This is a genomic window from Streptomyces sp. a15, from assembly GCF_059026085.1.
Window position 1 is genome coordinate 37,084 of record NZ_JBWLKM010000053.1, and the last position, 21,785, is coordinate 58,868.

The following is a 21,785-nucleotide window of genomic DNA, read 5'->3' on the forward strand; positions in this document are numbered from 1 at the left end:
CTCGCGACGAGCACAGGAACGGCATGACCTGATCCCAGGTCCCCGCCTCCCGGTCGCCCACAAGCCCTTGCCCGGATCCGGCACCCGGGGCGGGGTGAGCCGCTCGACCAGGCGGGCCGAAACCGGGATCACGCTCCACCGCCGTCCAGCCTGCTCAGGTCAGGACACCCGCCAGGGTGCGCACGCTGTGACGCAGACGGGCCGCGTCCTGGCTGGGGGGCGCGCCGAACTGGCTCCCGTTCCGCGTCCGACCCCGACGTCGTCCACGTCACCGAGGGCTGGACCAGCGAGGAGGACCACCACCGGATCTTCGCCGGTGAGGCGGCCCAGGCCATCGTGGCGCAGATCGGCGGACTGCCGGCCGGGGAGTCCGAGTACACCGACTATGTGCCGGTGTGCGGCAAGGCCGCCTTCTGATCCGCCGATCGGTCCCCCGGTACTTCCCTCCTGCCGCCCCGGTGCCTGCCGAGCGGCCCTCTCCTCGCCGGACCGTCCGGCACCACCCCCGCGAAAAGCAGCGACCATGACCACGGCACGCCCTGATCTGGACCCCGAACTGCGTGAGCTGCTGGCCGGCATGCCCCTGATGACCCGGCTCGGCCCGGAGGTGCTCGCGCACCTGCGCCGGCTCCCGTCGACGCCCGTCGAGTCCCTCCTCGCCCACCGTCAGGTCGACCGGCGCGAGGTCACCGTGCCCGCCACGGACGGTGCCCCGATCCCCCTGTCGGTCTTCAGTCCCGCGAACGCCCATCGCACCACCGCCGCACCCTGCGTGTACTGGATGCACGGCGGCGGCATGGTCATGGGCGACTGCTTCTCGCAGATCGACATCCCGCTGGAGTGGCTCGACCGGTTCGGCGCGGTCGTGGTCTCGGTGGACTACCGGCTCGCACCGGAGGCCACCGGCACCACCCTGGTCGACGACTGCTACCGGGGGCTGCTCTGGGTCGCCGAACACGCCGCCGAGCTGGGCATCGATCCCGCCCGGATCGTCGTCGCGGGCGCCAGCGCGGGCGGCGGCCTCGCCGCCGGCGTCACACTGCTGGCAGGCACCGCACGATCCCGGACTTCCCCGAGCTGGAACCACCGTTGAGGATGATCATCTGAGTCGTCACCGCGCCACAGTAGGGGCGCCTCCCCAGGACACAAAACGAGTTTCTGCCGACACTGCTCTGCTGCGAGAACCCGGTGAACGGTGAGGCCGGAGGACGCCGTCAGCGCATCGGGGGCAGTCCGGGCTCCGGCCGCACCTGAAGGGAGTTCAGAGTGAAGGCCAGCAGGTGGTAGTGGCCCACCAGCATCGGCAGCTCTATCAGCTGACGCTCCGTCAGGTGCCTGGTCAGCCCTTCCCACGTCGGCCCGCTGATCCGTGCGGCTGAGCGCAGCTCATCCGTCGCCCGCAGCAGCAGGGACTGGCGTTCCGTCCAACCCGGCGCGTCGGGACCCGCCGCCACCCGATTCATGTCGTCCGGTGACAACCCGGCCTTCGCGGCGATCCCCACATGCTGGCCCCACTCATAGGGCGAATCGCAGTTGCGCGCCACCCTGAGGATCACCAGCTCACGGTCGGCGAAGGGAAGCTCGCCCGCGAGCAGCAGTTGGCTGCTGAACGGAAGCCAGGCGGCGAACAACTCCGGATGACGGGCCAGCGTGGCGAAGACATGTGCCTCGCCGAGCGAAGACACACCGAGTCCGAGTGAGCCGATGTCGGCGGACAGCGTCTCCCGCACGGACTCAGCCCATTCCTCCGCGGGCTGCGGAGGAATGCGGGGGGCGGCGGGCGACAGCGGCGGCTCTGGCACGCGGCCACGCTACGCCAGGCAGAGGCCGGAGGAAACGTCGACGACAAGCCATGTCCGCCTGGCTACGAGCGCCGTGGATGAGCCGGCCCAGGATGCCGGAAGGCCTGAAGCCGAGTCGCCCTGAAGGCGGTGAGCACCGCTACGTACGCCGAACCGGCCACTCCGGCGGGCGGGACGGCGGGCCGAGGTGCACGGTGGCCGGGCTCGGTGGAACCTGAGGATCATGCAGCGTAAGAGGGGCCGGGGCGACGCAGGGCACGACGTGGAAGCCGTCCTTGACGAGCTCTACGCCACGCCGCCGCCGGGCTTCGTGGCCCGCCGGGAGGAACTGGCCGCCGGGGCCAGGACAGCCGGACATGCCGAGGATGCCCGCCTGATTCATGCGGCCCGTCGTCCCACCCTCGCCGCATGGGCAGCCAACCTGCTGCTTCGTTCCAAGCCCGAGGAGAGCCGGCGCTTCCTGGAGCTGGGTCGTGCTCTGCGGGAGGCCTACCAGACCCTGGACGCCGACGGCATCAAAGAGCTCTCCGCGCAGCGCCGCCGCGTCGTCGCCGTCCTGTCCCGGCAGGCCGCCCAGCTGGCCCGTGACGCAGGGCACGGGCTGTCGGACAGCGCCCAGCAGGACGTCGAATCCACTCTGCTCGCCGTGCTCGCCGACCAGGACGCAGCCGACCAGTGGGCCACCGGCCACCTGACATCCGCCCTCACCCCACCGTCGACGTTGCCCTCCGGCACCACGCCAACAGCCAAGCCACCGCGCAAGGCGCCCAGTCGCAGTCGCACGGCCGCGCCGCCGCCGGTGCGGGCCCGAGCGAAGGATGAACTCGCCGACCGGCGCCGCCGACGGCAGGAGGAACTCACCCGAGCCAGAAAGGCAGCCAGGGCGGCCGAGCAGCACCTCCGCGACGAGCGTGCGGCACAAGCGGACGCCGACGCGTTGTGGCAGCGGGCACGCGACCGGCACGACCAGGCCCGCCGACAAGTGGCCGCTGCCGAACAGCAACTGCGACAGGCACGCGAGGAACTCCAGCAAGCCGACCAGGCACAGCGGGAGGCCGAGGAACGGCGACAAGCTGCCGCAGACGCCCTGGCACGCGCTGAACGGGCGGCTCGCGAGGCCGCCCAGGAGGTGGAACGCCTGGCCGCACCCGGGGGCCACCACGGATAGGGACGTGGCACGAGACCACCCGACGCACAGGCCTCACCGGCAATGGCACGGGCTCTTCCGGGCGCTGCCGGCGACTCAAAGCGGCTGACGAGACGGCATGCAGCCCGGAACCGTCAGGCCGCGAACCCCACGTTGGTCACATACTCGTACTGGCCCCACTCGGAACCGAGGTCCACCACCACGTCACTGACCCAGGCGTCGTCCAGAGCCTCCGCGTCGTCATTGGCCCACGCCTCGACGATGCGACCCCAAGGCGCATCCCAACGGCGGACATTGAGCGTTCGGTACTGCACCGCGCGCTGTCGTGGCCGGTCGACCTGGGACTGGTTGAGCGGATGGAACTCCACCCGCGTGCCGCGGCCGTCGCGATTGAGACGGGCCAGCAAGCAGCGGACCACGTTCTGCCGGCGCACCGTGCGATACGCGGCCTCGACCCTCTCCAGGTTCCGCCGCGAGGGACTGCGCCTGCCGTCGAGCCAGGCCTTGAGGGTGCGGTCGGTGACGGTCAGTCCGGCCTCGCGTCGACCACCTCCCTGCCGAGTCCCGCGTCGGCGACGGCCCGGCGGGCGGCCTGGGCGTGCAGGCGGGCCCGTGTGGAGGCCATGCGCAGCGTGCTGGCCCGATTCGACTACTCGGACAAGGACGAGGAGGTCGTCGCCGAGCCCGACCCACGGATCGTCGGCGCGGCAGCCACCCTGCTGGAAGCGGACGAGGACTACACCGCCCCTGAGTACTGATCGCCGCCAAAGGCATCCGGTGACCTGCGTGAAAAGACCAGCGAAAAGTCCTTGGCGCAGTGACGGACGGCGCTCCCCCTGGAGCGGTCGTTGGGGCGCGGGTGTGTTGCCGTGCGGCGGTCAGCCGAGCCAGCGGCCGTCGCGCATGAGGTCACGTCCCCGCAGTTCGTTCGCCTCTCGCCAGGCCTGGATGCGCCGCGGCCGGATCAGGAAATACTGGTAGGGCTCGTCGAGCTCGCGCGGGTCGAACCCGGTCCTGGTCGCGAACGCGTCGCCCGCTTTCGGGCCGAGGTCGGCGATGTCCACCGGCTCGGCGCTGCCCTCGACGACAACGACGTCGCGCGTGGGCCCGAGGCTGAGCCGCACCCGATCGTCCGCCAGCAGGTTGCGGCCGGTGACCGAGGCGCGCGGGGTCGAGATGACGAACGCGGTCCCGTCCCAGAGGTAGGAGAGCGGGATGAGGTGGACGCCGCCCGGGGAGCCCGACGTCGCGACCCAGAGATCGACGTCGGCCTCCAGTCTCGCGCGCGTGTCCCGCAGCCTCTCCTCAAGTCCACGCGGCGGCGCGCTCGTCATGCTTCCTCCAGTCACTTGGCGGAGATCCCTTCCGACGGCCAGGCAGGGCAGGGCAACGGTAGAACATCATGGCGTGGGAGTCAGTGCTGCGGTCTCCCATGCGAACCCGTCCGGGTCGGTGAAAGCCCCGACATCGCCGCCGATCATGATCCGGTGCGATCCGGTGCCTTCGGGAGAGACGCCGACGACCTTGGCCAGGCCACGGCGCTTGTACAGGGCCAGCTTGACGGGACCCGTCCCGGTGGCGAACTCGACGTACTTGCTGCCGAAGCTCTTCGCCACGGCGAGGCCGCGGTCGACGTAGAACCGCTTGCTCTGGGCCATGTCCACGACTCCCAGCAGAAGAACGATCTCGTCGATCTGCCGGGTGGCCGGGCCGGTGTCCTTCTTCGACGAAGATGCGACCTGCCAGATCGTCCCGTCCGGGGCCTGTACGACGCCCCCGTAGCCCCACAGCGACTTGGCAGCGGGCTTCAGCGTCGCGGCGCCGGCGTCCACGGCGGCGTCGATGAGGGCGTTGACGTCGGCCGGCTGGGAGACCACGAGCGACAGCGTGAACCCGCGGAAGCCGGTCGTCGGTGCCTCCGAGGCCCGAAGGCGTGTCTGACTGCCCAGGCCGAAGGCGGTGGTGTAGAAGCGGTTGGCGGCCGTGGGGTCGGCCACGTCGAGGGTGACGAATTCGATGGATGCCATGACCATCACGCTAGTTATGGCTCGGCGACCGGCGCTTCTTGATTCCTGACCGGTCTTGTCACCTGTTTGTGCCACGCACGGCGGCATGCCGACCAGCTAGGTGAAGCGACTGCTGAAGGTGCCCAGCGCTGAGCAGCCGGCCGGGGAGCAGATCTCAGTGCCGCTGGGGTCGCGGCGACGTCGTACCGCCGACGGGCGCCCGATACGCCGTGTCATGAGATATGCGTACGGCGACTGGCCGTAGGTCGGCCGGAACCGCGGTGGGACGCGTGGTGCTGCGGACTCGCCCAGGAGAGGAAGCTACGCCGCCGGGACCCGTCCCGCGCCCCTGGAGCCCGAGCGTCGCATGCTCCATTGCGCGAGCGGCAGGAGGGCGGCCGCCAGTGCCTGGCCGTCCGGGGCCAGGCGGTAGCGGATCTGTACGGGCGTAGTGGGGATGACGGTGCGCTCGATGAGGCCCGCGGCCTCGAGTTCCTTCAGGCGCTGGGAGAGCAGCCGGTCGGAGATGCCGTCGATCATCGCGCGGTACTCGCCGAAACGCCGGGCGCCCCGGTCGGCGGCCTGCAGTACCGAACCCGTCCAGCGGCGTCCGATCAGTTCGAGGGTGCCCTCGAAGCTCGGGCAGGAGTCGTCATGCGGGCCGCATGCCGCCATGACGTCTACAGCCCGAAGAGCCGCGCCCCGTTCTCGTAGCAAACCCCGCGCAACCACGCATCCCCCAGTCCGAGCCGTTCAAGCACCTCGAGCTGGTGGACGTACTCATACGGGATGTTGGGGAAGTCGGACCCGAGCAGAATGCGATCGCCGAGCTCGGCGAGCCGGCCGAGTTCGGTCGCCGGGAAAGGGCTGAAGCGCTCGCTGAAATCCGTGAACACCATGGTCGTGTCCAGGCGCACCTCTGCGTACCGCTCGGCCAGGTCCAGGAAGTCGGTGTACTCCGGCATCCCCATGTGCGCCACGATCAGGGGCAGGCGCGGATGCCGGGCGAGGATCCGCCCCACCGGCTCCGGCCCGGTGTGTTTGCCGGGTGCGGGACCCGAGCCGCAGTGCATGACCACGGGGACTCCCGCCTCGGCCAGCATCCCCCACACCGGATCGAGCAGCTCGTGAGTCGGGTCGTACGCCCCCACCTGCACATGGGATTTGAAGACCCGAGCCCCCGCCTCGACCGCCGTGCGCACATACTCCTCCACGCCCTCCTCGGGATAGAGGGTGGCCGTGTGCAGACAGTCGGGCGTACGTCCCGCGAAGTCGGCGGCCCATTCGTTCAGCCAGGGCGCCATGCCGGCCTTGTGCGGATAGAGCATCGCGGTGAAGGCGCGGACTCCGAACTGCCGCAGCAGCGCGACCCGTTCCTCCTCCTCGTGCCGATAGGTGATCCCCCACTCGATGCCGGTCGCCGGGCCGACCGCGTCGAAGTACTCCCACACCTTGCGCAGGACGCGCTCCGGCATGAAGTGCGTGTGTACGTCGACAAGCCCGGGGACCCCGATACGTCGCCGAAACCTCTCCACAGCCTCGGCTTCACCCGGCCGTACGCGTCGCGCAGTCATGTCCTCACTGTCACGTACACGCGCCGTCAGAACAACTCCCTTGATCCCTGCGGTCACTCGGACCCGAACACCGCCTGGCTGACGTCGTTGGGCCCGTCGAACTTCTTCTTGGGCAGGGACTCGATGCGCTCCACGAGTGAGCTGTCGGCGCCGTTGTCCCGTGCGCGCCGCGCCAGGTCCTTCTGGTCGGCCGGGTAGTCGGCTCCCTTGAGTGCCTTCTGCAGATCTATGGGGCTGATGCCGGCCATGTCTGCGTTCTTCCAAGAGCACTTGCTGTTCGGCTTGTGCGAGTACCCGGCCTCCGGGTGCCCATTCGGAGATCGCCGCACCGGCCGACAGGTATCGACCGTGGTCAGAAGGGGCGGCGCCAGTCGGCAGGACGGCACCGACACGGTCGGCGGTCACGGCCCGTCGGGCTCTACCAGCGCGGAGCGGGTGCGGTCCCGGTGCGCAGGCGGGCGCCCTGGCGCAGCAGCTCGTCCTGGACAAGCGGGTGGGCCACCTCGCGCGGGGCGCATCCCTGGCGCACGGCCAGGGCCGCGCACACGCCGGCCGCCTGCCCGGTGGCCATGGCGATGGGCATCACACGGTAGGAGGAGTGCGCCACGTGCGTGCCCGAGATGCAGCGCCCCGCGACCAGGAGCCGGTCCGTCTCCCGCGGCAGCAGACAGCGCAGCGGGATGTCGTAGAAGCGGCCGGCGGGTACGCGCTTGAGGAGGGTGCCGGTGCCCTCGGGATTGTGGATGTCGATCGGGTAGGCGCCGTGCGCGACGGCGTCCGGGAAGGGGCGTGCGGCCAGGATGTCGTGGCCGGTGAGCTTGTAGTCGCCCAGGATGCGGCGGGTCTCCCGGACGCCGATGTGGGAGCCGCTCTGCACGACGTACGACTCCTCGAAGCCGGGGACGTGGTGGCGCAGGAAGTGGTCGATCTGGGCGAGCTGGCGGCGGGCCACGTACTCGGCGCGGGTCAGGTCCCAGACATTGACCCCCAGCGCCCTGGTGACGCGGGTGCTGTTGACGCTGACCTCGCCGGGATGCGGGGTGGCGAAGAACAGCACGTCCTCGCGGGGCAGGGTGAGCTCGCCGTCCGCGGTGGCCTCCTGGACGAGGTCCCACAGGCCGTGCACGCCGCGCCACTGGTCGGGGTGGGTCCGGACGTACTCGGCGAACCGCGGGCGCACGAAGTCCGCCACCCGGAACATGAGCGTCATCGGCTGCACGAGTCCGTCCTCGTCACGGCCGATCTCGTACGGGGCTCCGCAGGCGGCCGCGACATCGCCGTCGCCGGTGCCGTCCACGACCACACCGGCGTCGATCGCCACCGGTCCCGACTTGGTCTCGAACACCACCCGCCAGCCGTCGTCGAGCGGCAGCGCCGCGGAGGCGAAGGAGTGGAACAGCATCCGCACCCCGGCCTCGTCGAGCAGGTCCAGCAGCACCAGTTTGAAGATCTCCGGATCGAACGGCACCGTGTAGCCGGTCTCGACGGAGGGCGGGACACAGCCGCCCCGCTCGGCGAGCCGGTCGAGCAGCCGCCACAGCACACCGGCGACGACCGGTTCGCCCTCGCCGTGGTCGGTGGGCAGCAGGCGGGTGGCGTCCCCGTCCCCGAAGACGGCCTGTTTGTGCTCGTTGTGGAACGACATCAGCGGCATGACCAGCGCCGCGGTCGCGTTGCCGCCGAGGAACCCGTAGCGCTCGACGAGCACCACCTCGGCGCCGGCCTCGGACGCCGCGAGTGCGGCGCCGCAGCCGGCGGGGCCGCCGCCGACCACGAGGACGTCGGTCCGGCCCGCGTACCGGGCGGAGCGCGGTGGCAGCGTGACCGTGCGGTGTTCTCGGGGTTCTTCCAGGATCGGCATCGGGTGCTCCCGTCGACGGCCTTCCGGGTACGGACATCGAGGCACGTGCCGGCCGGGTCCGGCGGCCTCGGCCGGTCAGGCCCCCGCGCTCTCGACGGTCCTGAGGCCGTCCGGGCGGTCGATGCCCTCGGCGGCGCCGCCCATGCCCTCGATGGTGTCGAGCAGGACGCCGCAGCGGGCGCAGGTCTCCCTGGCCAGCCCGCACAGCTCGCCGACGCGGGAACGCAGCTCGTCGTGCCGCTGGGGGTACTCGTCCCACAGCCGGTCCACTTCCGCCAGCAGCAGTCCGGCCTGCTCGCGTGCCACCCCGACCAGCGCCGGCGCGCCCATCCGGCGGGCGAAGTCGAAGACCTTGCCCGAGTAGGGCAGCGGCAGGAACGGCAGCCCGGACAGGGCGGCGAAGATCAGGAAGTGCAGGCGCATGCCGACGGCCAGATCCAGATGGCGCATGAAGCCGAGGACCTGCCCGGGGCTGTAGGTGCCGTTGAGGATGCGCCCGTGCTCCGGTGCGGTCATGTGGGACAGCACCGCGTGCGCGTGCCGTACGTCGTGGCGTTCCATCGGGAGGAACACCACATGGGCGTCCAGGCGCCGGACCAGGAAGTCGGCCACGTCGGCGAGCAGCGCGTGATAGTCGCCCTCGTCGAGCTTCTCGGCCGCCCGGCCCGGTTCCCGTACCGACATGCCCACCAGCCGGCCGGCGGTCGGAATGCCCTCGTTCCTCATCATGCGGTCCGTGAACGGCTCCGGGGTCAGCAGCAGCGCCGGATCGGCGGTGACGGTGACCTCCCGCTCGACGCCGACCTCCTCCAGGACCAGCCGCGACTCCTCGTCGCGCACCACGACGTCGTCCATCTTCGGCAGCACGTCACGCACCGCCTCGCGGTCCTCGGCCTCCCGCAGCGGACCCGCGCCGACGGCGTACGCGAACGTCCGCACGCCGCGGGACTGCGCCGCGCGGACCACCCGAAGGTACCGGCGCGCCTCGCCGTCGTAGAGGATGCCACCGCCGCCCATCACCAGCAGGTCCAGGCCGGACAGTGCGTCCATCACCTGGCTCTGCGCGACACCCTCCCAGTTCACGACCTCGTCGACACCGCGGTGGTGGAGACGGGTGTGCTCGGCGTTGCGGCTGAAGACGACCAGCCGGGCGTCCGGGCGATGGGTACGCAGACAGCCCAGGACGCAGGCCAGGATCGATTCGTCGCCGATGTTGAAGCCGCCGTAGGAACCGAGCACGCCGATACGTGGGCCCGGTATGCCGCTGATCGGGTGCAGATGCTCGTGCGGAGTGGTCATCTGTGGGCTCCCGTCGCGTCGGAGTCGGTCGCAGGTACGGACGTCGGTCCGGAAGGTCAGGGACAGGCTGCCGGTCCCTGACGGAATACGGGGTCGGGCACGTCGCCGCCGCGGCGGACGCATCTGCTCTACCGGCTGGGTTGCCGTGGACCGGGAGGGCAAACCCTCCGAGCGGAAGGGGTGAAGCGGGAGCCGCCGGTGTTCGGCCCGTCCGCTCCGGCAGGCAGCCGTCCCCACGTCCCGGGCACCCCCTGCCCCTGACACGGCGGCCGGCCGGTCGGCGCACGCGGCCGGTCCTCCGGTGCACACGCAGGCACGGCCCTCGCGGGACGCTGACCAGGCCGAACGCATCGTCGTCCAGTGGGTCGGCCGGGACAACGGCGCTACGAAACTCGGAGCAGCTGCAGCACCTTGTACATGAGGTCAGCTGTGCCGACTACACGACTCACCCTCACTGTCGCGCGGTGTGGTCGTAGAACCCGTGCCCGCTCTTGCGGCCCAGGCGGCCGGCGGCGACCATGCGGCGCAGCAGCGCGGGAGGCGCGTACAGCGGCTCCTTGAACTCCTCGTACATCGACTCCGCGACCGCCTGTGCGGTGTCGAGGCCGATGAGGTCGAGCAGGCGCAGGGGGCCCATGGGGTGGGCGCAGCCCAGTTCCATGCCGCGGTCGATGTCCTCGGGAGTCGCGGAGCCGGTCTCCACCATGCGGACCGCGGCGAGCAGATAGGGCACGAGGAGTGCGTTGACCACGAAGCCGGAGCGGTCGGTCGCCTCGACGACCTCCTTGCCCAGGGCTTCGGAGGCGAAGGCCCTGGCCCGTACGAGGGTGTCGGGACTTGTGGTGAGGGCCGGGATGATTTCGACGAGGGTCTGGACGGGTACGGGGTTGAAGAAGTGGATGCCCAGGACATGGGTGGGTCGCCGGGTGGCCATGGCGAGGTCGACGATGGGGATCGACGAGGTGTTGGTGGCCAGAATGGCCTCGGGGTCGGTGACGACCTGGTCGAGGGTCTTCAGGACGCCGGTCTTCAGCTCGCGGTTCTCGGCGACGGCCTCGATCACGAACTGGCGGTCGGCCAGGTCCTTGAGGTCGTCGGTGAAGGTCAGGCGGGCGCGCGCGCCGTCCCGCTCCTCCTCGGTGATCTTGCCGCGGCGCAGACCCCGGTCGAGGGAGGCCTCGACGCGTCGGCGGCCGGCCTCGGCTGCGTCGGAGGACGACTCGGCGACGAGTACGTCGATGCCGCTGCCGCTGCCGCTGAGGGCGGCGACTTCGGCGATGCCGGAGCCCATGAGGCCGCAGCCGACGACACCGAGACGCGAGACAGTTTCCATGCGGGTGGCCCTTTACGTGAAGCGGAGAGTGGACAGGCCTGTGCTCAGGCCGTCTTCAGACGTTGCGGCGGTACTCGCCGCCGACTTCGAAGAACGCCTCGGTGATCTGCTGGAGTGAGCAGACCCGGGCGGCGTCCATCAGTACGGCGAAGGCGTTCTCGCCGCTGGTGGCGGCGCGCTTGAGTTCGGTGAGGGCGGCCTCCGCCTCGGCGCGATGGCGTCCGCGGAAGTCCTCGACGCGGGCGAGCTGGGACTGCTTCTCCCCCTCGGTGGCGCGGGCCAGTTCCACCGTCGCGTGCTCGCTGTCACCGCCGGGCTTGCGGAAGGTGTTGACGCCGATGATCGGCAGCGTGCCGTCGTGCTTGCGCTGCTCGTAGAGCATCGACTCGTCCTGGATGCGGCCCCGCTGGTAGCCGGTCTCCATGGCGCCGAGGACTCCGCCGCGCTCGCTGATGCGCTCGAACTCGGTGAGGACGGCCTCTTCGACGAGGTCGGTGAGTTCGTCGATGATGTACGAGCCCTGGAGCGGGTTCTCGTTCATCGCCAGGCCCCACTCGCGGTTGATGATGAGCTGGATGGCGAGGGCGCGGCGGACGGAGTCCTCGGTGGGGGTGGTGACGGCCTCGTCGTAGGCGTTGGTGTGCAGGCTGTTGCAGTTGTCGTAGATCGCGATGAGCGCCTGCAGGGTGGTGCGGATGTCGTTGAAGTCCATCTCCTGGGCGTGCAGGGAGCGTCCCGAGGTCTGGACGTGGTACTTGAGCTTCTGGCTGCGCTCCCCCGCCCCGTACTTCTCGCGCATGGCGACCGCCCAGATGCGGCGGGCGACCCGGCCGAGGACGGTGTACTCGGGGTCCATGCCGTTGGAGAAGAAGAAGGACAGGTTGGGCGCGAAGTCGTCGACGGACATGCCGCGAGCGAGGTACGCCTCGACGTAGGTGAAGCCGTTGGTGAGGGTGAAGGCGAGCTGGCTGATGGGGTTCGCCCCGGCCTCGGCGATGTGGTAGCCGGAGATGGACACCGAGTAGAAGTTGCGCACTCCCTGCTCGATGAACCACTCCTGGATGTCGGCCATCATCCGCAGGCTGAACTCGGTGGAGAACAGGCAGGTGTTCTGGCCCTGGTCCTCCTTGAGGATGTCGGCCTGGACCGTGCCCCGGGTGTTCTGCAGGACGTAGGACCGGATCTCCCGGCTCTCCTCGGCGGTCGGTTCGCGGCCGTGTTCGGCGGTGAAGGCGTCGAGCCGCTGGTCGATGGCCGTGTTGAGGAAGAAGGCCAGGACGGTGGGGGCCGGGCCGTTGATGGTCATGGAGACCGAGGTGGTGGGGGACGTGAGGTCGAAGCCCGCGTAGAGCGCCTTCATGTCGTCGAGGGTGGCCACGGACACGCCCGAGGTGCCGATCTTGCCGTAGATGTCGGGGCGCAGGGCCGGGTCGTGGCCGTAGAGGGTGACGGAGTCGAAGGCGGTGGACAGCCGGGTGGCCTCGCTGTCCTTGGACAGATAGCGGAAGCGGCGGTTGGTGCGCTGGGGGTCGCCCTCGCCGGCGAACATCCGGGCCGGGTCCTCGCCCTCGCGCTTGAACGGGAACACGCCCGCGGTGAAGGGGAAGCGGCCGGGCAGGTTCTCCGCGCGCAGGAAGCGCAGGAGTTCGCCGTGGTCGGTGTAGCGGGGCAGGGCGACGCGGGGGACGAGGTTGCCGGACAGGGACTCGCGGACCAGGGCGGTGCGCTGCTCCCGGCCGCGGGTGACGGTCACCAGTTCCTCGCCCGAGTACGCCTGTACGGTCTCCGGCCAGTCCGCAAGGAGGTTCCGCGCGGACGCGTCGAGGCCTTCCTCGGCGTCGACGAGCAGTTTCTCGACGTCGGCGGTGGGTGCTTCGATCGCGGTCAGTTCGTCCCGTACGGCGGTCAGGCGCTGGACGCGCCGGGCGGCGTCGGCCTGCGTGGCGGTGTCGGCGTGGTAGCCGCGTACGGTCTCGGCGATCTCGGCGAGGTAGCGCACCCGGGTGGTGGGCACGATCTGCGCGGCGCCGCTGGAGTGGCGTACGTCTGTCGCCGGGAGGATGCCCGGGCCGGCCGCCAGGCCGCGTTCGGTGAGCAGGCCGAGCAGGTGCTGGTAGAGGGCGGTGACGCCGTCGTCGTTGAAGGTGGCGGCGCTGGTGCCGTAGACCGGCATGTCCTCGGGACGCGAGCCGAACGCCTCGCGGTTGCGGACCAGTTGGCGGCCTACGTCGCGCATCGCGTCCGCCGCGCCGCGCCGTTCGAACTTGTTGATGGCGACGACGTCGGCGAAGTCCAGCATGTCGATCTTCTCGAGCTGGGAGGCGGCACCGAACTCGGGCGTCATGACGTACAGCGACACGTCGGAGTACGGGGCGATGGCGGCGTCGCCCTGTCCGATGCCGGGGGTTTCCACGATCACCAGGTCGTATCCGGCGGCCTTGCAGGCGGCGATGGAGTCGGTGAGGCCTTCGGGGAGTTCGTGGTGGCCGCGGGTGGCCAGGGAGCGGAAGAAGACCCGGTCGCCGTCCAGGCTGTTCATCCGGATGCGGTCGCCGAGCAGGGCGCCGCCGCCGCGCCGCCGGGTCGGGTCGACGGCGAGCACGGCCACCCGCAGCTTGTCCTGCTGGTCGAGGCGCAGGCGCCGTACGAGTTCGTCGGTGAGGGAGGACTTGCCCGCGCCGCCGGTGCCGGTGATGCCGAGGACCGGGACGGAGCGGGCGGCCGCGGCGCGGCGGAGCGCGCCGAGGTCCTCGTCCGGCACGGTGGCTGCCTGCAGGGCGCTGAGCAGCCGCGCGAGGGCAGGGCGTTCGCCGGCGAGTACGGCGGCGAGCTGAGCGGGGGTGTCCTGCCAGGGAGCCGTGTCGCACTCCCTGATGATGGTGTTGATCATGCCGGTGAGGCCGAGGCGCTGTCCGTCCTCCGGGGAGAAGATCCGTACCCCGGCGTCGGCGAGCCGCTGGATCTCCTCGGGGACGATCACCCCTCCCCCGCCGCCGAAGACCTTCACATGGCCGGCGCCGCGTTCGCGGAGCAGTTCGGCCAGGTATTCGAAGTACTCGACATGGCCGCCCTGGTAGGAGCTGACGGCCACGCCCTGGACGTCCTCCTCCAGCGCGGCGTCCACGACCTCGCCCACCGAGCGGTTGTGGCCGAGGTGGACGACCTCGGCCCCCTGCGCCTGGAGGATGCGCCGCATGATGTTGATCGAGGCGTCATGGCCGTCGAAGAGGCTGGACGCGGTGACGAGGCGCACCGGGTGCTGCGCTTGGTGAAGCTGCGGTGTGCTGGTGCCATCGCTCACGGTGTACTCCGGACGGCCTGCCCGTGGGGACGGGCGACGGGTGGGAGGCTCAGATTACTAGGACGTCCTAGTAATTTACTAGGACGCCCTAGTATTTTCGGCAGCTTCCCTCATCGACTGGTTGTAGTCAATGACAAGAAACCAGGGCGGGACGGATTGCCGACGCTCCGTCAGGAGCCCGCAGCTCCGGTCTGACGCGGTCGCCGGTACGGCTTCACCGCGCGGCGCGCGATGGCGAAGCGATGGGTCTCGGACGGACCGTCATAGATCCGGAACGGCCGTACCTCCCTGATCAGTCGCGCCAGCGGGGCATCCTCGGCCGAGATGCCCAGCGCGCCACAGATCTGCACCGCCCGGTCGACGATCCGGCCCACCGCCTCGGCCACGAAGACCTTGGACACCGAGGAGAACTGCGCGGCACTCGCGGAGCCGGTGTCCAACTCCCAGGCGGTACGCCAGATCAACGCGCGGCTCGCCTCGATGTCGATCTCGGAGTCGGCCAGCATCTGCTGCACCATGCCGAGATCCCCGAGCAGCGAGCCGAAGGCCTCGCGGGTCCCGGCGCGCTCCAGGGCGACGTCCCGGGCGCGAGTCGCGGCGCCGAGCCAGCGCATGCAGTGCGTCAGCCGGGCGGGACCGAGGCGGACCTGGGCGTTCTCGAAGCCCCGGTGCACCTGGCCGAGCACCTGATCCTCGCCCACCACGCATTCCCGACCGGCCCGGCCACCTCCCCGGTCAGCATGTCGACGTGCGCCTGACCTCCGACGACGGCTACCAGGCCGTGCGCAGCTATTCGTCGGCCGCGCCCGCCGACGGCAACCGCGTCGAACTGGGCGTGCAGGCGGTACCCGACGGGGAGGTCTCGCCGTATCCGGCCGACGCGGTGCCCGTGGGCGCGGAGGTGGAGGTGCGGGGACCGCTCGGTAACTGGTTCGTGTGGCGGCCGGGGCGGACCGAGCCGGTGCTCCTGGTGGGGGGTGGCTCGGGGGTCGTCCCGCTGACGGCCATGGTGCGCGCCCACCGCCAGTCGCTCTCGCGGGGCGCCCTCCACCTGCTGTACTCCGTGCGCAGTGCGGACGACGCCTGGTACCACGAGGACCTCACCGACGGGCATCCCGATCTTGACGTCCGCCTCGTGTACACCCGCAAGGCGCCGCCGGGCACCGCCCGCGCCCCGGGCCGGGTCACGGCGGCCGACCTGGCGGAGGCGACGGCCGGGCTGCTGCCGGCGAGCCCCGTCCACGTCTGCGGCCCCACCGGGTTCGTCGAGGCGGTCGGCGATCTGCTGACCGGCCTGGGACGGGATCCGGCGACCATGCGCACCGAACGCTTCGGCTGACCCCGACGTTGGAGGACCCCGTGCCGGATACCGCCGCTCATCTCGACGGCAACTGCCTTGCCGGACCGCTTTCGGAGATCCTCTCCGTGGAAGCGACCGACGCCTGGTGGCGCTGCCCGGAGTGCGCCCGCTCGGGGCCGCTCGCCGAGTTCCACGTCTACGGCCCCGAGCCCGGTCTCACCGCCCGCTGCCCCGGCTGCGCGCACGTGGCGCTGCGGCTGGTGCGTGAGGAGCGGTATGTGTGGCTGACGCTGGGCGGGGGCGCCGGCGCGTTCCGTTTCGCCGTCGCCTGAACCCCCGCCCGGGCCGCCCGGGTCCCGGCGGTCAGCCGCCGAGGGCCGCCATCACCACGTCCTTGGCCTCCTCCTGGACCCGGCGCAGGTGGTCGGGTCCCTGGAACGACTCGGCGTAGATCTTGTAGACGTCCTCGGTGCCCGAGGGGCGGGCGGCGAACCAGGCGTTCTCGGTGGTCACCTTGATGCCGCCGATGGCCGCCCCATTGCCGGGGGCCTCGGTGAGGACGCCGGTGACCGCCTCGCCGGCCAGGGTGTCCGCCGTGACCTGCGCGGGCGAGAGCTTGGCCAGCAGCGCCTTCTCCTCGCGGGTCGCCGGGGCGTCGATGCGGGCGTAGGCGGGATCGCCGAAGCGGGCCGTCAGGGCGGCGTAGTGCTCCGACGGGGTCTTCCCGGTGACGGCGGTGATCTCGGAGGCGAGCAGCGCCAGGATGATGCCGTCCTTGTCGGTGGTCCACACCGAGCCGTCGCGGCGCAGGAACGACGCGCCGGCCGACTCCTCGCCGCCGAACCCGAGCGAGCCGTCGACCAGGCCGTCCACGAACCACTTGAAGCCGACGGGCACCTCGACGAGGCGCCGCCCGAGGTCGGCCGCGACACGGTCGATCATGGAGGACGACACCAGTGTCTTGCCGATGCCTGTGTGGTCGGGCCACTGCTCGCGGTGGGCGTACAGGTAGGCGATGGCGGCGGCCAGGTAGTGGTTGGGGTTCATCAGACCCGCGTCCGGGGTGACGATGCCGTGCCGGTCGGCGTCGGCGTCGTTGCCCGTGGCGATCTGGAAGCGGTCCCGCTGCTCGATGAGCGAGGCCATCGCGTACGGCGACGAGCAGTCCATGCGGATCTTGCCGTCCCAGTCCAGCGTCATGAAACGCCAGGTGGGGTCCGCGAGCGGGTTGACCACGGTCAGGTCGAGCCGGTGCTCCTCGGCGATCCGGCCCCAGTAGGCGACCGAGGCCCCGCCGAGCGGATCGGCGCCGATCCGGACGCCGGCGGCACGGATCGCGTCCAGGTCAAGGACGGCAGGCAGGTCTGCGACGTAGGTGCCGAGGAAGTCGTAGCGCCCGGTGCCGGGGGCCGTGAGGGCCCGGACGTACGGGATGCGGCGTACGTCCTTCAGCCCGGCCGTGATGATCTCGTTGGCGCGGTCCTGGATCCAGGACGTCGCCTCGGATCCGGCCGGGCCGCCGCTGGGCGGGTTGTACTTGAAGCCGCCGTCCGCGGGCGGGTTGTGCGAGGGGGTGACGACCACGCCGTCCGCGAGGCCGGTGGCACGACCGCGGTTGTGGGCGAGGATGGCGTGCGAGACGGCCGGGGTGGGGGTGTAGCCGTCGGCGACGTCGATGAGCACGGTCACGTCGTTGGCGGCGAACACCTCCAGTGCGGTGACCCGGGCGGGCTCGGACAGGGCGTGCGTGTCGGCGCCGAGGAAGAGGGGCCCGTCGGTGCCCTGCGCGCTGCGGTACTCGCAGATGGCCTGGCTGGTCGCGGCGATGTGGTCCTCGTTGAACGCCGTGCTCAGGGACGACCCGCGGTGCCCTGACGTACCGAACGCCACCCGTTGCCCCGGGTCGGCCGGGTCGGGGTGCAGCGCGTAGTACGCGGTCACCAACCGGGCGACGTCGACAAGGTCCTCGGCACCCGCCGGCCGACCCGCTCGTTCATGCTGCATGTGCGTTCCTCCGCATGGCTTGCTCCGTCGCTCGACGTCCCATCTTTCCTCGTCACGGGGCGGGTGTGCGAGGGCCCGGCCGCCGTGCAGTACAGCGAGCGGGTTCCACGGGACCTCGCATGACGTCAGGCGTCGTCGACCGTCGCGGTGACGGGCGTGCCGGTCTCGACGGTGCGGCTGACCGTGCAGAGCCGGTCGTGGGAGGACTTGACCGCCCTCGGGAGGATCGCTCGGGCGCGATCCGCGCCTTCTCCGTCTGCGAAGGCGACGGAGAAGGTGACCGAGAGGTCGGTCATCCGGTTGCCGAGCTCGTCGCTGATCTTGTTGCCGGTCACCGCGACGGAGAACCTGGTGGGCTCCGCGTGGCGGCTGGTGGCGATGTCGACGTCCACCGCCGTGCAGCCTCCGAGTGCGGCGAGCAACAACTCGACCGGGGTGAACTCGGTACCCCCGTGCGGATCGGAGCCGGTGCCGAAGCTGATCGTGCCGCCGCGGGCGTTCGTCGCGGTGAAGTGGCCGGTGCTGGTTCGCTCGACGGTGACGGAGCGCAGGGAATCTTCGGTCATGCCGTCGACACTAAGACCTGCACCGGCCACTCGGTGCGCAGGATGCGGCCGGCGTCCGGCTCGTGCCGGCCCTGCAACCGGCCGGCTCCGGCGCCCGGTTGCAGGACGCGACGGCGGCCCCGGCCTCACCGCCGACGCCATCACGGTCGCCTTCGAACGCGGCGCCCTCACCGACCGTGCGGCGGCATCCGCCCGGTCGGCAGTCGGCTGCGGCCTGGCCATCGCGCACCGCCTGAGCACACCCGGCCCGGCGGCACGATCACCGCCCTCGGGCGAGCGCCGAACCGGGGGCGCCTGCTTCACCGTACGTCTGCCTCGACACCGTTCCTCATGTGTCAGCGGATCCTGGCGCCGTACACGTGGTGGACCGTCATCGCCATCAGCACCCTGCGGTCGGACACCATCACCGACCGGTACTCGTCCCAGTCCGGATGCTCCCCGGCGGCGATGCGGTAGTAGTTCACCAGCGCCTCGACCTCGGGACCGTAGGGGTCGGTTCCCGGACCGGTGAGGGTCGCCGTGCCTTCGGCGGTGGCCCACGCCCAGCCGTCGGGGCTGGTGACCTCCAGCGCGGCTCGTGGGTCCCGTCGCAGATTCGCCGTCTTGGCCGATGCCGCGCTCATCGAGACGTGGATGACATCGGCCTCCGGGTCGTAGAAGGGCATGACGGGTGACAGTTGTGGGCGGCCGTCCGACTTGATCGTGGCGAGGACACCGAGTCGGCTTTCCGCGAGCAGGGGGCGTGGGTCGAAGGGTGTGGCCGTCATGGGCGCTCTCCTGAGGGCTTGCGGAACTGCTCGATCATTGCCGCGTAGCCGCTGCCGCCGTGCCCGTCAGCCACCGCCCGGTCGGTCAGGGACTTGATGAGCCTCGGAAGTTCGGCGTTGACACCGAGGAACTCACTCTCCTGGATGGCGTGCTCCATCGCGGCCTGGTGAGTGTCAAGGGTGGCATCAAGGGCCGGATACGTGCCGTCGTCGACCTGATGGGCGTAGTCGGACAGCCAGTCGGTCACCATGCCGATGCCCTTCTTCGCGAGCGGTGCGAACGCCGCGGCGTCCACCCCCGCCGCGCCGAGCAGGGCGGCACCCTGCAGGAAGCCGTTCCCGATGCCCCACATCAGGCCCAGCACGGCCGCCTCGTGCAGCGACGACAGGCCATGGTCGTCACCAATGTATGTCGTTCCCGCGGCGAGGCTCGTCAGGGTCGGTTCGTGCAGGTCGAAGGCCGACCGGGGCCCGCTGTAGAGGACGACGGCGTCCGCCGTGCCGATGGCCCCGGGGGCGGCCATGATGGCGCCGTCGAGGTAGGTGCCGCCCTGCCGCGTCGCCCATGCGGCGGTCTCACGGGCCTGCGTCGTGGTGCCCGAGGTCAGGTTGACCAGGACCCGGCCGTCGAGGACATCGCCCAGCGGACCGAGCAGTGCGTGCACAGCGTCGTAGTCCGAGACGCAGACGACCACGAGCGGGCCGGCCACGACGGCGTCGCGGACCGAGTCGGCGAGTTTCCCGCCTTGGGCGACAAGTTGTTCGGCCTTGGCCTCCGTGCGGTTCCACACGGTCGTGGGGTGCCCCGCACGCAGGAACGCTCCGGCCAGCGCCTGGCCCATCAGGCCCAGGCCCAGGACCGTCACGGGGGTGGGGCCGGCGCCGGGGTTGCGCGTCAAGTGCTCTTTGGATGGAGCCGAGTTGGTGGTCATGGCAGAATCGTCAACCTTCATACCGGTATGAAGGTCAAGGGGGAATCACCGTGCTGATCGGAGAGTTGAGCCGACGGACCGGAGTCCGCGCCCATCAGCTGCGCTACTACGAGGCCCAGGGCCTGCTCGTACCCGTCCGCAAGGCCAGTGGCTACCGCGAGTACAGCGACGACGACGTCCTGACCGTGGCGCAGATCAGGAACCTGCTCGAAGCCGGACTGTCGACCCAGGAGATCGGGTTCCTTCAGCCCTGCGTCACCGGCACGGGTCCCGACCTCAAACCCTGCCCCGAGCTCCTGACCACCTTGCGAGCTCGCCTCCAGGGGCTGGACGAACAGATCGACCTGCTCATCCGCTCCCGCCAGGTCCTCCACGACTACATCGATGCCACCGAACGGCATGCTCCCTCCCGCTGAGGCTGAGTGGGAGGGACCTGCCAGGGCCTGCTCTGTCGTCTACTTGCCCCAGAGCTTCCGGTACGCCTCGCGGTAGCCCTTCGGGTCCCAGGAGGATCCGCCGCCGCTGTTGGCCGCCGTGGTGATGTGCGCCGGGGCTATGTAGCCGCTGGCGGGCTGGTGGGCGAAGGCGCGGTTGAACTCGTCGACGATCTGCCAGCCCTCCTCGGACAGCGGCTCGGACAGCGGCTCGGGCACCGTGGCCGCCTGGAACTGCTTGCTGTTGATGCGCTGGAAGGCGGACGGGTCGCCGTCGCCCGCGCCGATGCTGAAGGGGGCACCGTTGCCCTGCTTGCCGCCCGCCCGCAGCGCGGGTGCCGCGTCGGCGAAGTACAGGTCGTTGATGGCCACGGAGTTCGTCCACTTGGTGCCGAAGCGGGACAGCAGCGCGGAGACCTCCTGCGGGGTGCGGCTGCTGGCGTCGCCTGAAGACCACCACGCCGGCCCGGCCGTTGGACTGGCTGATGATCCAGTCGGCGCTGATCTTCGCGACATCCTCGACCTTGGTGGTGATGTTGCTGAAGAGCTTCGGGTTCGTGCTGGGTCCGGGGGTGCCGACGGCGTGCCGGCCGATGAGCGGGATACCGGCCGCGTTGGCCTGAGCGACCTGCTGGGCGGTCGACTTGGGGTCGAAGCCGGACAGGACGATGCCGGCGGGCTTCACGGCGACGGCCTGGCCGACGGCGGCCTGGATACCGGCCGGGGTGCCCTGGCCGTCGATGATCCGCACCGTCCAGCCGATGGTCTTGGCGGCCTCCTTGACGCCTTCGGCGGCGCCCGCGACTCCGGGGTTGGTCATGCTCTGGGCGACGTGGACGATGATCTTGCCCGCGACCGCCTTGGGTCCGGTGGTCGGTCCGCCCCAGGGGGCGTCGACGGCCTCGGCGGCCGCGACCGCCTTCTTCGCCTTCGCCAGTACGGCAGGGCAGCCGGCCTTCGAGGACCCGCCGACGGTGGTGGAGCCGGCGCTCTCTGAGCCCCGGGTGCAGCCCGCGAGGGAAGCGGTGAGCACGGCCAGGACGGCCACCGCTCTGAGTGTTGCCTTGCGGGTGGGGTGGTACGAGACGGTGGGGATCCTTGGGAGATACGGCAGGCAAGCGAACGGGCGCGGAGGTTCGGCCGCGGTCAGGGTGTGCGCGGCGCGTCGTCGGTGGACGCGGCGGTGGCGCGCGTCGGCGGCTCCGTCGTGGACACGGTCCCGGGTTCCGCCCCGGGCGCGGACAGTGAACGCCGGATTGCGCTCGCGCCGGCGCGCAGTCGGCGGCGGGCGGAGTAGTCGGCCAGACCGACCGCGAGAAGCAGCGTTCCGCCGTTGAAGAGGGAGGTCGCCCAGAACTCGGCGCCGAGTTGCTGGATGCCCGCCAGGCCGATGGCGAGGATGGTGACGGCGACGACGGTTCCGGCGGCGTTGGCGCGGCCCGGCTTGATCGCGGTGGAG

The 21,785-nt window shown here is 70.8% G+C and carries 18 protein-coding genes and 9 pseudogenes; 7 read left to right on the forward strand and 20 right to left on the reverse strand.

Features of this window, described 5'->3' with window-relative positions; translation table 11 throughout:
* Nucleotides 1–234 precede the first annotated feature (234 nt).
* Together AC5P09_RS35905 and AC5P09_RS35910 are read left to right on the forward strand one after the other, a co-directional pair.
* Nucleotides 235–417 (forward strand): annotated as a pseudogene (locus tag AC5P09_RS35905) (putative quinol monooxygenase); the annotation flags it as partial.
* A gap of 106 nt (nt 418–523) precedes the next feature.
* Nucleotides 524–1,048: pseudogene (locus AC5P09_RS35910) on the forward strand (alpha/beta hydrolase); the annotation flags it as partial.
* Here AC5P09_RS35910 and AC5P09_RS35915 read toward each other — a convergent pair.
* Nucleotides 1,038–1,115 (reverse strand): annotated as a pseudogene (locus AC5P09_RS35915) (phosphotransferase-like protein); the annotation flags it as partial. The pseudogenes AC5P09_RS35910 and AC5P09_RS35915 overlap by 11 nt on opposite strands.
* A gap of 99 nt (nt 1,116–1,214) precedes the next feature.
* Nucleotides 1,215–1,802, reverse strand: a complete 588-nt coding sequence (locus AC5P09_RS35920) for a carboxymuconolactone decarboxylase family protein (RefSeq protein ID WP_493877900.1) — start codon at nt 1,800–1,802, stop codon at nt 1,215–1,217.
* A 223-nt stretch (nt 1,803–2,025) separates the two neighbouring features.
* Between AC5P09_RS35920 and AC5P09_RS35925 the strand changes: the two genes are divergently transcribed.
* Nucleotides 2,026–2,970: a hypothetical protein gene (locus AC5P09_RS35925; protein WP_493877901.1), complete on the forward strand. Its 945-nt coding sequence runs from the start codon at nt 2,026–2,028 to the stop codon at nt 2,968–2,970.
* Nucleotides 2,971–3,083: 113 nt separating this feature from the next.
* On the opposite strand, the pseudogene AC5P09_RS35930 reads toward AC5P09_RS35925, so the two are convergent.
* Nucleotides 3,084–3,491: pseudogene (locus tag AC5P09_RS35930) on the reverse strand (transcriptional regulator); the annotation flags it as partial.
* 60 nt (nt 3,492–3,551) lie between these two features.
* Here AC5P09_RS35930 and AC5P09_RS35935 point away from each other — a divergent pair.
* Nucleotides 3,552–3,707 (forward strand): annotated as a pseudogene (locus AC5P09_RS35935) (polyphosphate kinase 2); the annotation flags it as partial.
* 120 nt (nt 3,708–3,827) lie between these two features.
* Here AC5P09_RS35935 and AC5P09_RS35940 read toward each other — a convergent pair.
* From AC5P09_RS35940 to AC5P09_RS35990, 11 genes and pseudogenes are all read right to left on the reverse strand, one after another.
* Complete coding sequence (locus AC5P09_RS35940; protein WP_493877902.1) at nt 3,828–4,283, reverse strand: pyridoxamine 5'-phosphate oxidase family protein; 456 nt, start codon at nt 4,281–4,283, stop codon at nt 3,828–3,830.
* A gap of 66 nt (nt 4,284–4,349) precedes the next feature.
* A complete protein-coding gene (locus tag AC5P09_RS35945; RefSeq protein WP_493877903.1) occupies nt 4,350–4,976 on the reverse strand; it encodes a glyoxalase in 627 nt (208 codons plus the stop codon).
* 14 nt (nt 4,977–4,990) lie between these two features.
* A pseudogene (locus tag AC5P09_RS35950) lies at nt 4,991–5,267 on the reverse strand (helix-turn-helix transcriptional regulator).
* Nucleotides 5,268–5,276: 9 nt separating this feature from the next.
* Nucleotides 5,277–5,630: a winged helix-turn-helix transcriptional regulator gene (locus AC5P09_RS35955; protein ID WP_493877904.1), complete on the reverse strand. Its 354-nt coding sequence runs from the start codon at nt 5,628–5,630 to the stop codon at nt 5,277–5,279.
* A 5-nt stretch (nt 5,631–5,635) separates the two neighbouring features.
* On the reverse strand, nt 5,636–6,529 hold the full coding sequence (locus tag AC5P09_RS35960; RefSeq protein ID WP_493877905.1) for an amidohydrolase family protein: 894 nt from the start codon (nt 6,527–6,529) through the stop codon (nt 5,636–5,638).
* A 53-nt stretch (nt 6,530–6,582) separates the two neighbouring features.
* Nucleotides 6,583–6,777: a DUF2795 domain-containing protein gene (locus tag AC5P09_RS35965; protein ID WP_493877906.1), complete on the reverse strand. Its 195-nt coding sequence runs from the start codon at nt 6,775–6,777 to the stop codon at nt 6,583–6,585.
* 170 nt (nt 6,778–6,947) lie between these two features.
* Nucleotides 6,948–8,390 carry an FAD-dependent oxidoreductase gene (locus tag AC5P09_RS35970; protein WP_493877907.1) on the reverse strand — a complete coding sequence of 481 codons (1,443 nt, stop codon included), beginning with the start codon at nt 8,388–8,390 and terminating at the stop codon, nt 6,948–6,950.
* 75 nt (nt 8,391–8,465) lie between these two features.
* A complete protein-coding gene (locus AC5P09_RS35975) occupies nt 8,466–9,689 on the reverse strand; it encodes a polysaccharide pyruvyl transferase family protein (protein WP_493877908.1) in 1,224 nt (407 codons plus the stop codon).
* A 451-nt stretch (nt 9,690–10,140) separates the two neighbouring features.
* The gene (locus tag AC5P09_RS35980) at nt 10,141–11,022 is read right to left on the reverse strand and encodes a 3-hydroxybutyryl-CoA dehydrogenase (RefSeq protein ID WP_493877909.1); all 882 of its coding nucleotides are present in this window, start codon (nt 11,020–11,022) and stop codon (nt 10,141–10,143) included.
* A 55-nt stretch (nt 11,023–11,077) separates the two neighbouring features.
* Nucleotides 11,078–14,323: a fused isobutyryl-CoA mutase/GTPase IcmF gene (gene icmF / locus AC5P09_RS35985; RefSeq protein ID WP_493877910.1), complete on the reverse strand. Its 3,246-nt coding sequence runs from the start codon at nt 14,321–14,323 to the stop codon at nt 11,078–11,080.
* Nucleotides 14,324–14,493: 170 nt separating this feature from the next.
* A pseudogene (locus AC5P09_RS35990) lies at nt 14,494–15,030 on the reverse strand (acyl-CoA dehydrogenase family protein); the annotation flags it as partial.
* Between AC5P09_RS35990 and AC5P09_RS35995 the strand changes: the two are divergent.
* The gene (locus tag AC5P09_RS35995; protein ID WP_493877922.1) at nt 15,030–15,662 is read left to right on the forward strand and encodes an FAD-binding oxidoreductase; all 633 of its coding nucleotides are present in this window, start codon (nt 15,030–15,032) and stop codon (nt 15,660–15,662) included. The pseudogene AC5P09_RS35990 and the gene AC5P09_RS35995 overlap by 1 nt on opposite strands.
* A gap of 20 nt (nt 15,663–15,682) precedes the next feature.
* Nucleotides 15,683–15,955 carry a DUF6510 family protein gene (locus AC5P09_RS36000; RefSeq protein ID WP_493877911.1) on the forward strand — a complete coding sequence of 91 codons (273 nt, stop codon included), beginning with the start codon at nt 15,683–15,685 and terminating at the stop codon, nt 15,953–15,955.
* Between the two features lie 31 nt (nt 15,956–15,986).
* Here AC5P09_RS36000 and pgm read toward each other — a convergent pair whose 3' ends face one another.
* From pgm to AC5P09_RS36020, 4 genes are all read right to left on the reverse strand, one after another.
* A complete protein-coding gene (gene pgm, locus AC5P09_RS36005; protein WP_493877912.1) occupies nt 15,987–17,627 on the reverse strand; it encodes a phosphoglucomutase (alpha-D-glucose-1,6-bisphosphate-dependent) in 1,641 nt (546 codons plus the stop codon).
* Nucleotides 17,628–17,752: 125 nt separating this feature from the next.
* Nucleotides 17,753–18,193, reverse strand: coding sequence for an OsmC family protein (locus AC5P09_RS36010; protein WP_493877913.1), 441 nt, complete (start codon nt 18,191–18,193; stop codon nt 17,753–17,755).
* 335 nt (nt 18,194–18,528) lie between these two features.
* Nucleotides 18,529–18,960: a PPOX class F420-dependent oxidoreductase gene (locus AC5P09_RS36015; RefSeq protein WP_493877914.1), complete on the reverse strand. Its 432-nt coding sequence runs from the start codon at nt 18,958–18,960 to the stop codon at nt 18,529–18,531.
* Nucleotides 18,957–19,892 carry an NAD(P)-dependent oxidoreductase gene (locus AC5P09_RS36020; RefSeq protein WP_493877915.1) on the reverse strand — a complete coding sequence of 312 codons (936 nt, stop codon included), beginning with the start codon at nt 19,890–19,892 and terminating at the stop codon, nt 18,957–18,959. The genes AC5P09_RS36015 and AC5P09_RS36020 overlap by 4 nt, the downstream gene beginning before the upstream one ends.
* Nucleotides 19,893–19,942: 50 nt before the next feature.
* Here AC5P09_RS36020 and AC5P09_RS36025 point away from each other — a divergent pair, with 50 nt between their 5' ends.
* Complete coding sequence (locus AC5P09_RS36025; RefSeq protein WP_493877916.1) at nt 19,943–20,308, forward strand: MerR family transcriptional regulator; 366 nt, start codon at nt 19,943–19,945, stop codon at nt 20,306–20,308.
* Between the two features lie 39 nt (nt 20,309–20,347).
* Here the strand turns inward: AC5P09_RS36025 and AC5P09_RS36030 are convergent.
* Both AC5P09_RS36030 and AC5P09_RS36035 read right to left on the reverse strand, forming a co-directional pair.
* A pseudogene (locus tag AC5P09_RS36030) lies at nt 20,348–21,374 on the reverse strand (substrate-binding domain-containing protein).
* Nucleotides 21,375–21,472: 98 nt separating this feature from the next.
* Nucleotides 21,473–21,785, reverse strand: a pseudogene (locus AC5P09_RS36035) (ABC transporter permease); the annotation flags it as partial.

Coding starts and splice junctions, on each gene's coding strand:
- AC5P09_RS35980 (WP_493877909.1), bottom strand. CDS start 11,022: ATGGAAACTGTCTCGCGTCTCGGTGTCGTCGGCTGCGGCCTCATGGGC.
- AC5P09_RS35970 (WP_493877907.1), bottom strand. CDS start 8,390: ATGCCGATCCTGGAAGAACCCCGAGAACACCGCACGGTCACGCTGCCA.
- AC5P09_RS36015 (WP_493877914.1), bottom strand. CDS start 18,960: ATGACGGCCACACCCTTCGACCCACGCCCCCTGCTCGCGGAAAGCCGA.
- AC5P09_RS35975 (WP_493877908.1), bottom strand. CDS start 9,689: ATGACCACTCCGCACGAGCATCTGCACCCGATCAGCGGCATACCGGGC.
- AC5P09_RS35945 (WP_493877903.1), bottom strand. CDS start 4,976: ATGGCATCCATCGAATTCGTCACCCTCGACGTGGCCGACCCCACGGCC.
- AC5P09_RS35940 (WP_493877902.1), bottom strand. CDS start 4,283: ATGACGAGCGCGCCGCCGCGTGGACTTGAGGAGAGGCTGCGGGACACG.
- AC5P09_RS35960 (WP_493877905.1), bottom strand. CDS start 6,529: ATGACTGCGCGACGCGTACGGCCGGGTGAAGCCGAGGCTGTGGAGAGG.
- AC5P09_RS35965 (WP_493877906.1), bottom strand. CDS start 6,777: ATGGCCGGCATCAGCCCCATAGATCTGCAGAAGGCACTCAAGGGAGCC.
- AC5P09_RS35925 (WP_493877901.1), top strand. CDS start 2,026: ATGCAGCGTAAGAGGGGCCGGGGCGACGCAGGGCACGACGTGGAAGCC.
- AC5P09_RS36010 (WP_493877913.1), bottom strand. CDS start 18,193: ATGACCGAAGATTCCCTGCGCTCCGTCACCGTCGAGCGAACCAGCACC.
- AC5P09_RS35955 (WP_493877904.1), bottom strand. CDS start 5,630: ATGGCGGCATGCGGCCCGCATGACGACTCCTGCCCGAGCTTCGAGGGC.
- AC5P09_RS36020 (WP_493877915.1), bottom strand. CDS start 19,892: ATGACCACCAACTCGGCTCCATCCAAAGAGCACTTGACGCGCAACCCC.
- pgm (WP_493877912.1), bottom strand. CDS start 17,627: ATGCAGCATGAACGAGCGGGTCGGCCGGCGGGTGCCGAGGACCTTGTC.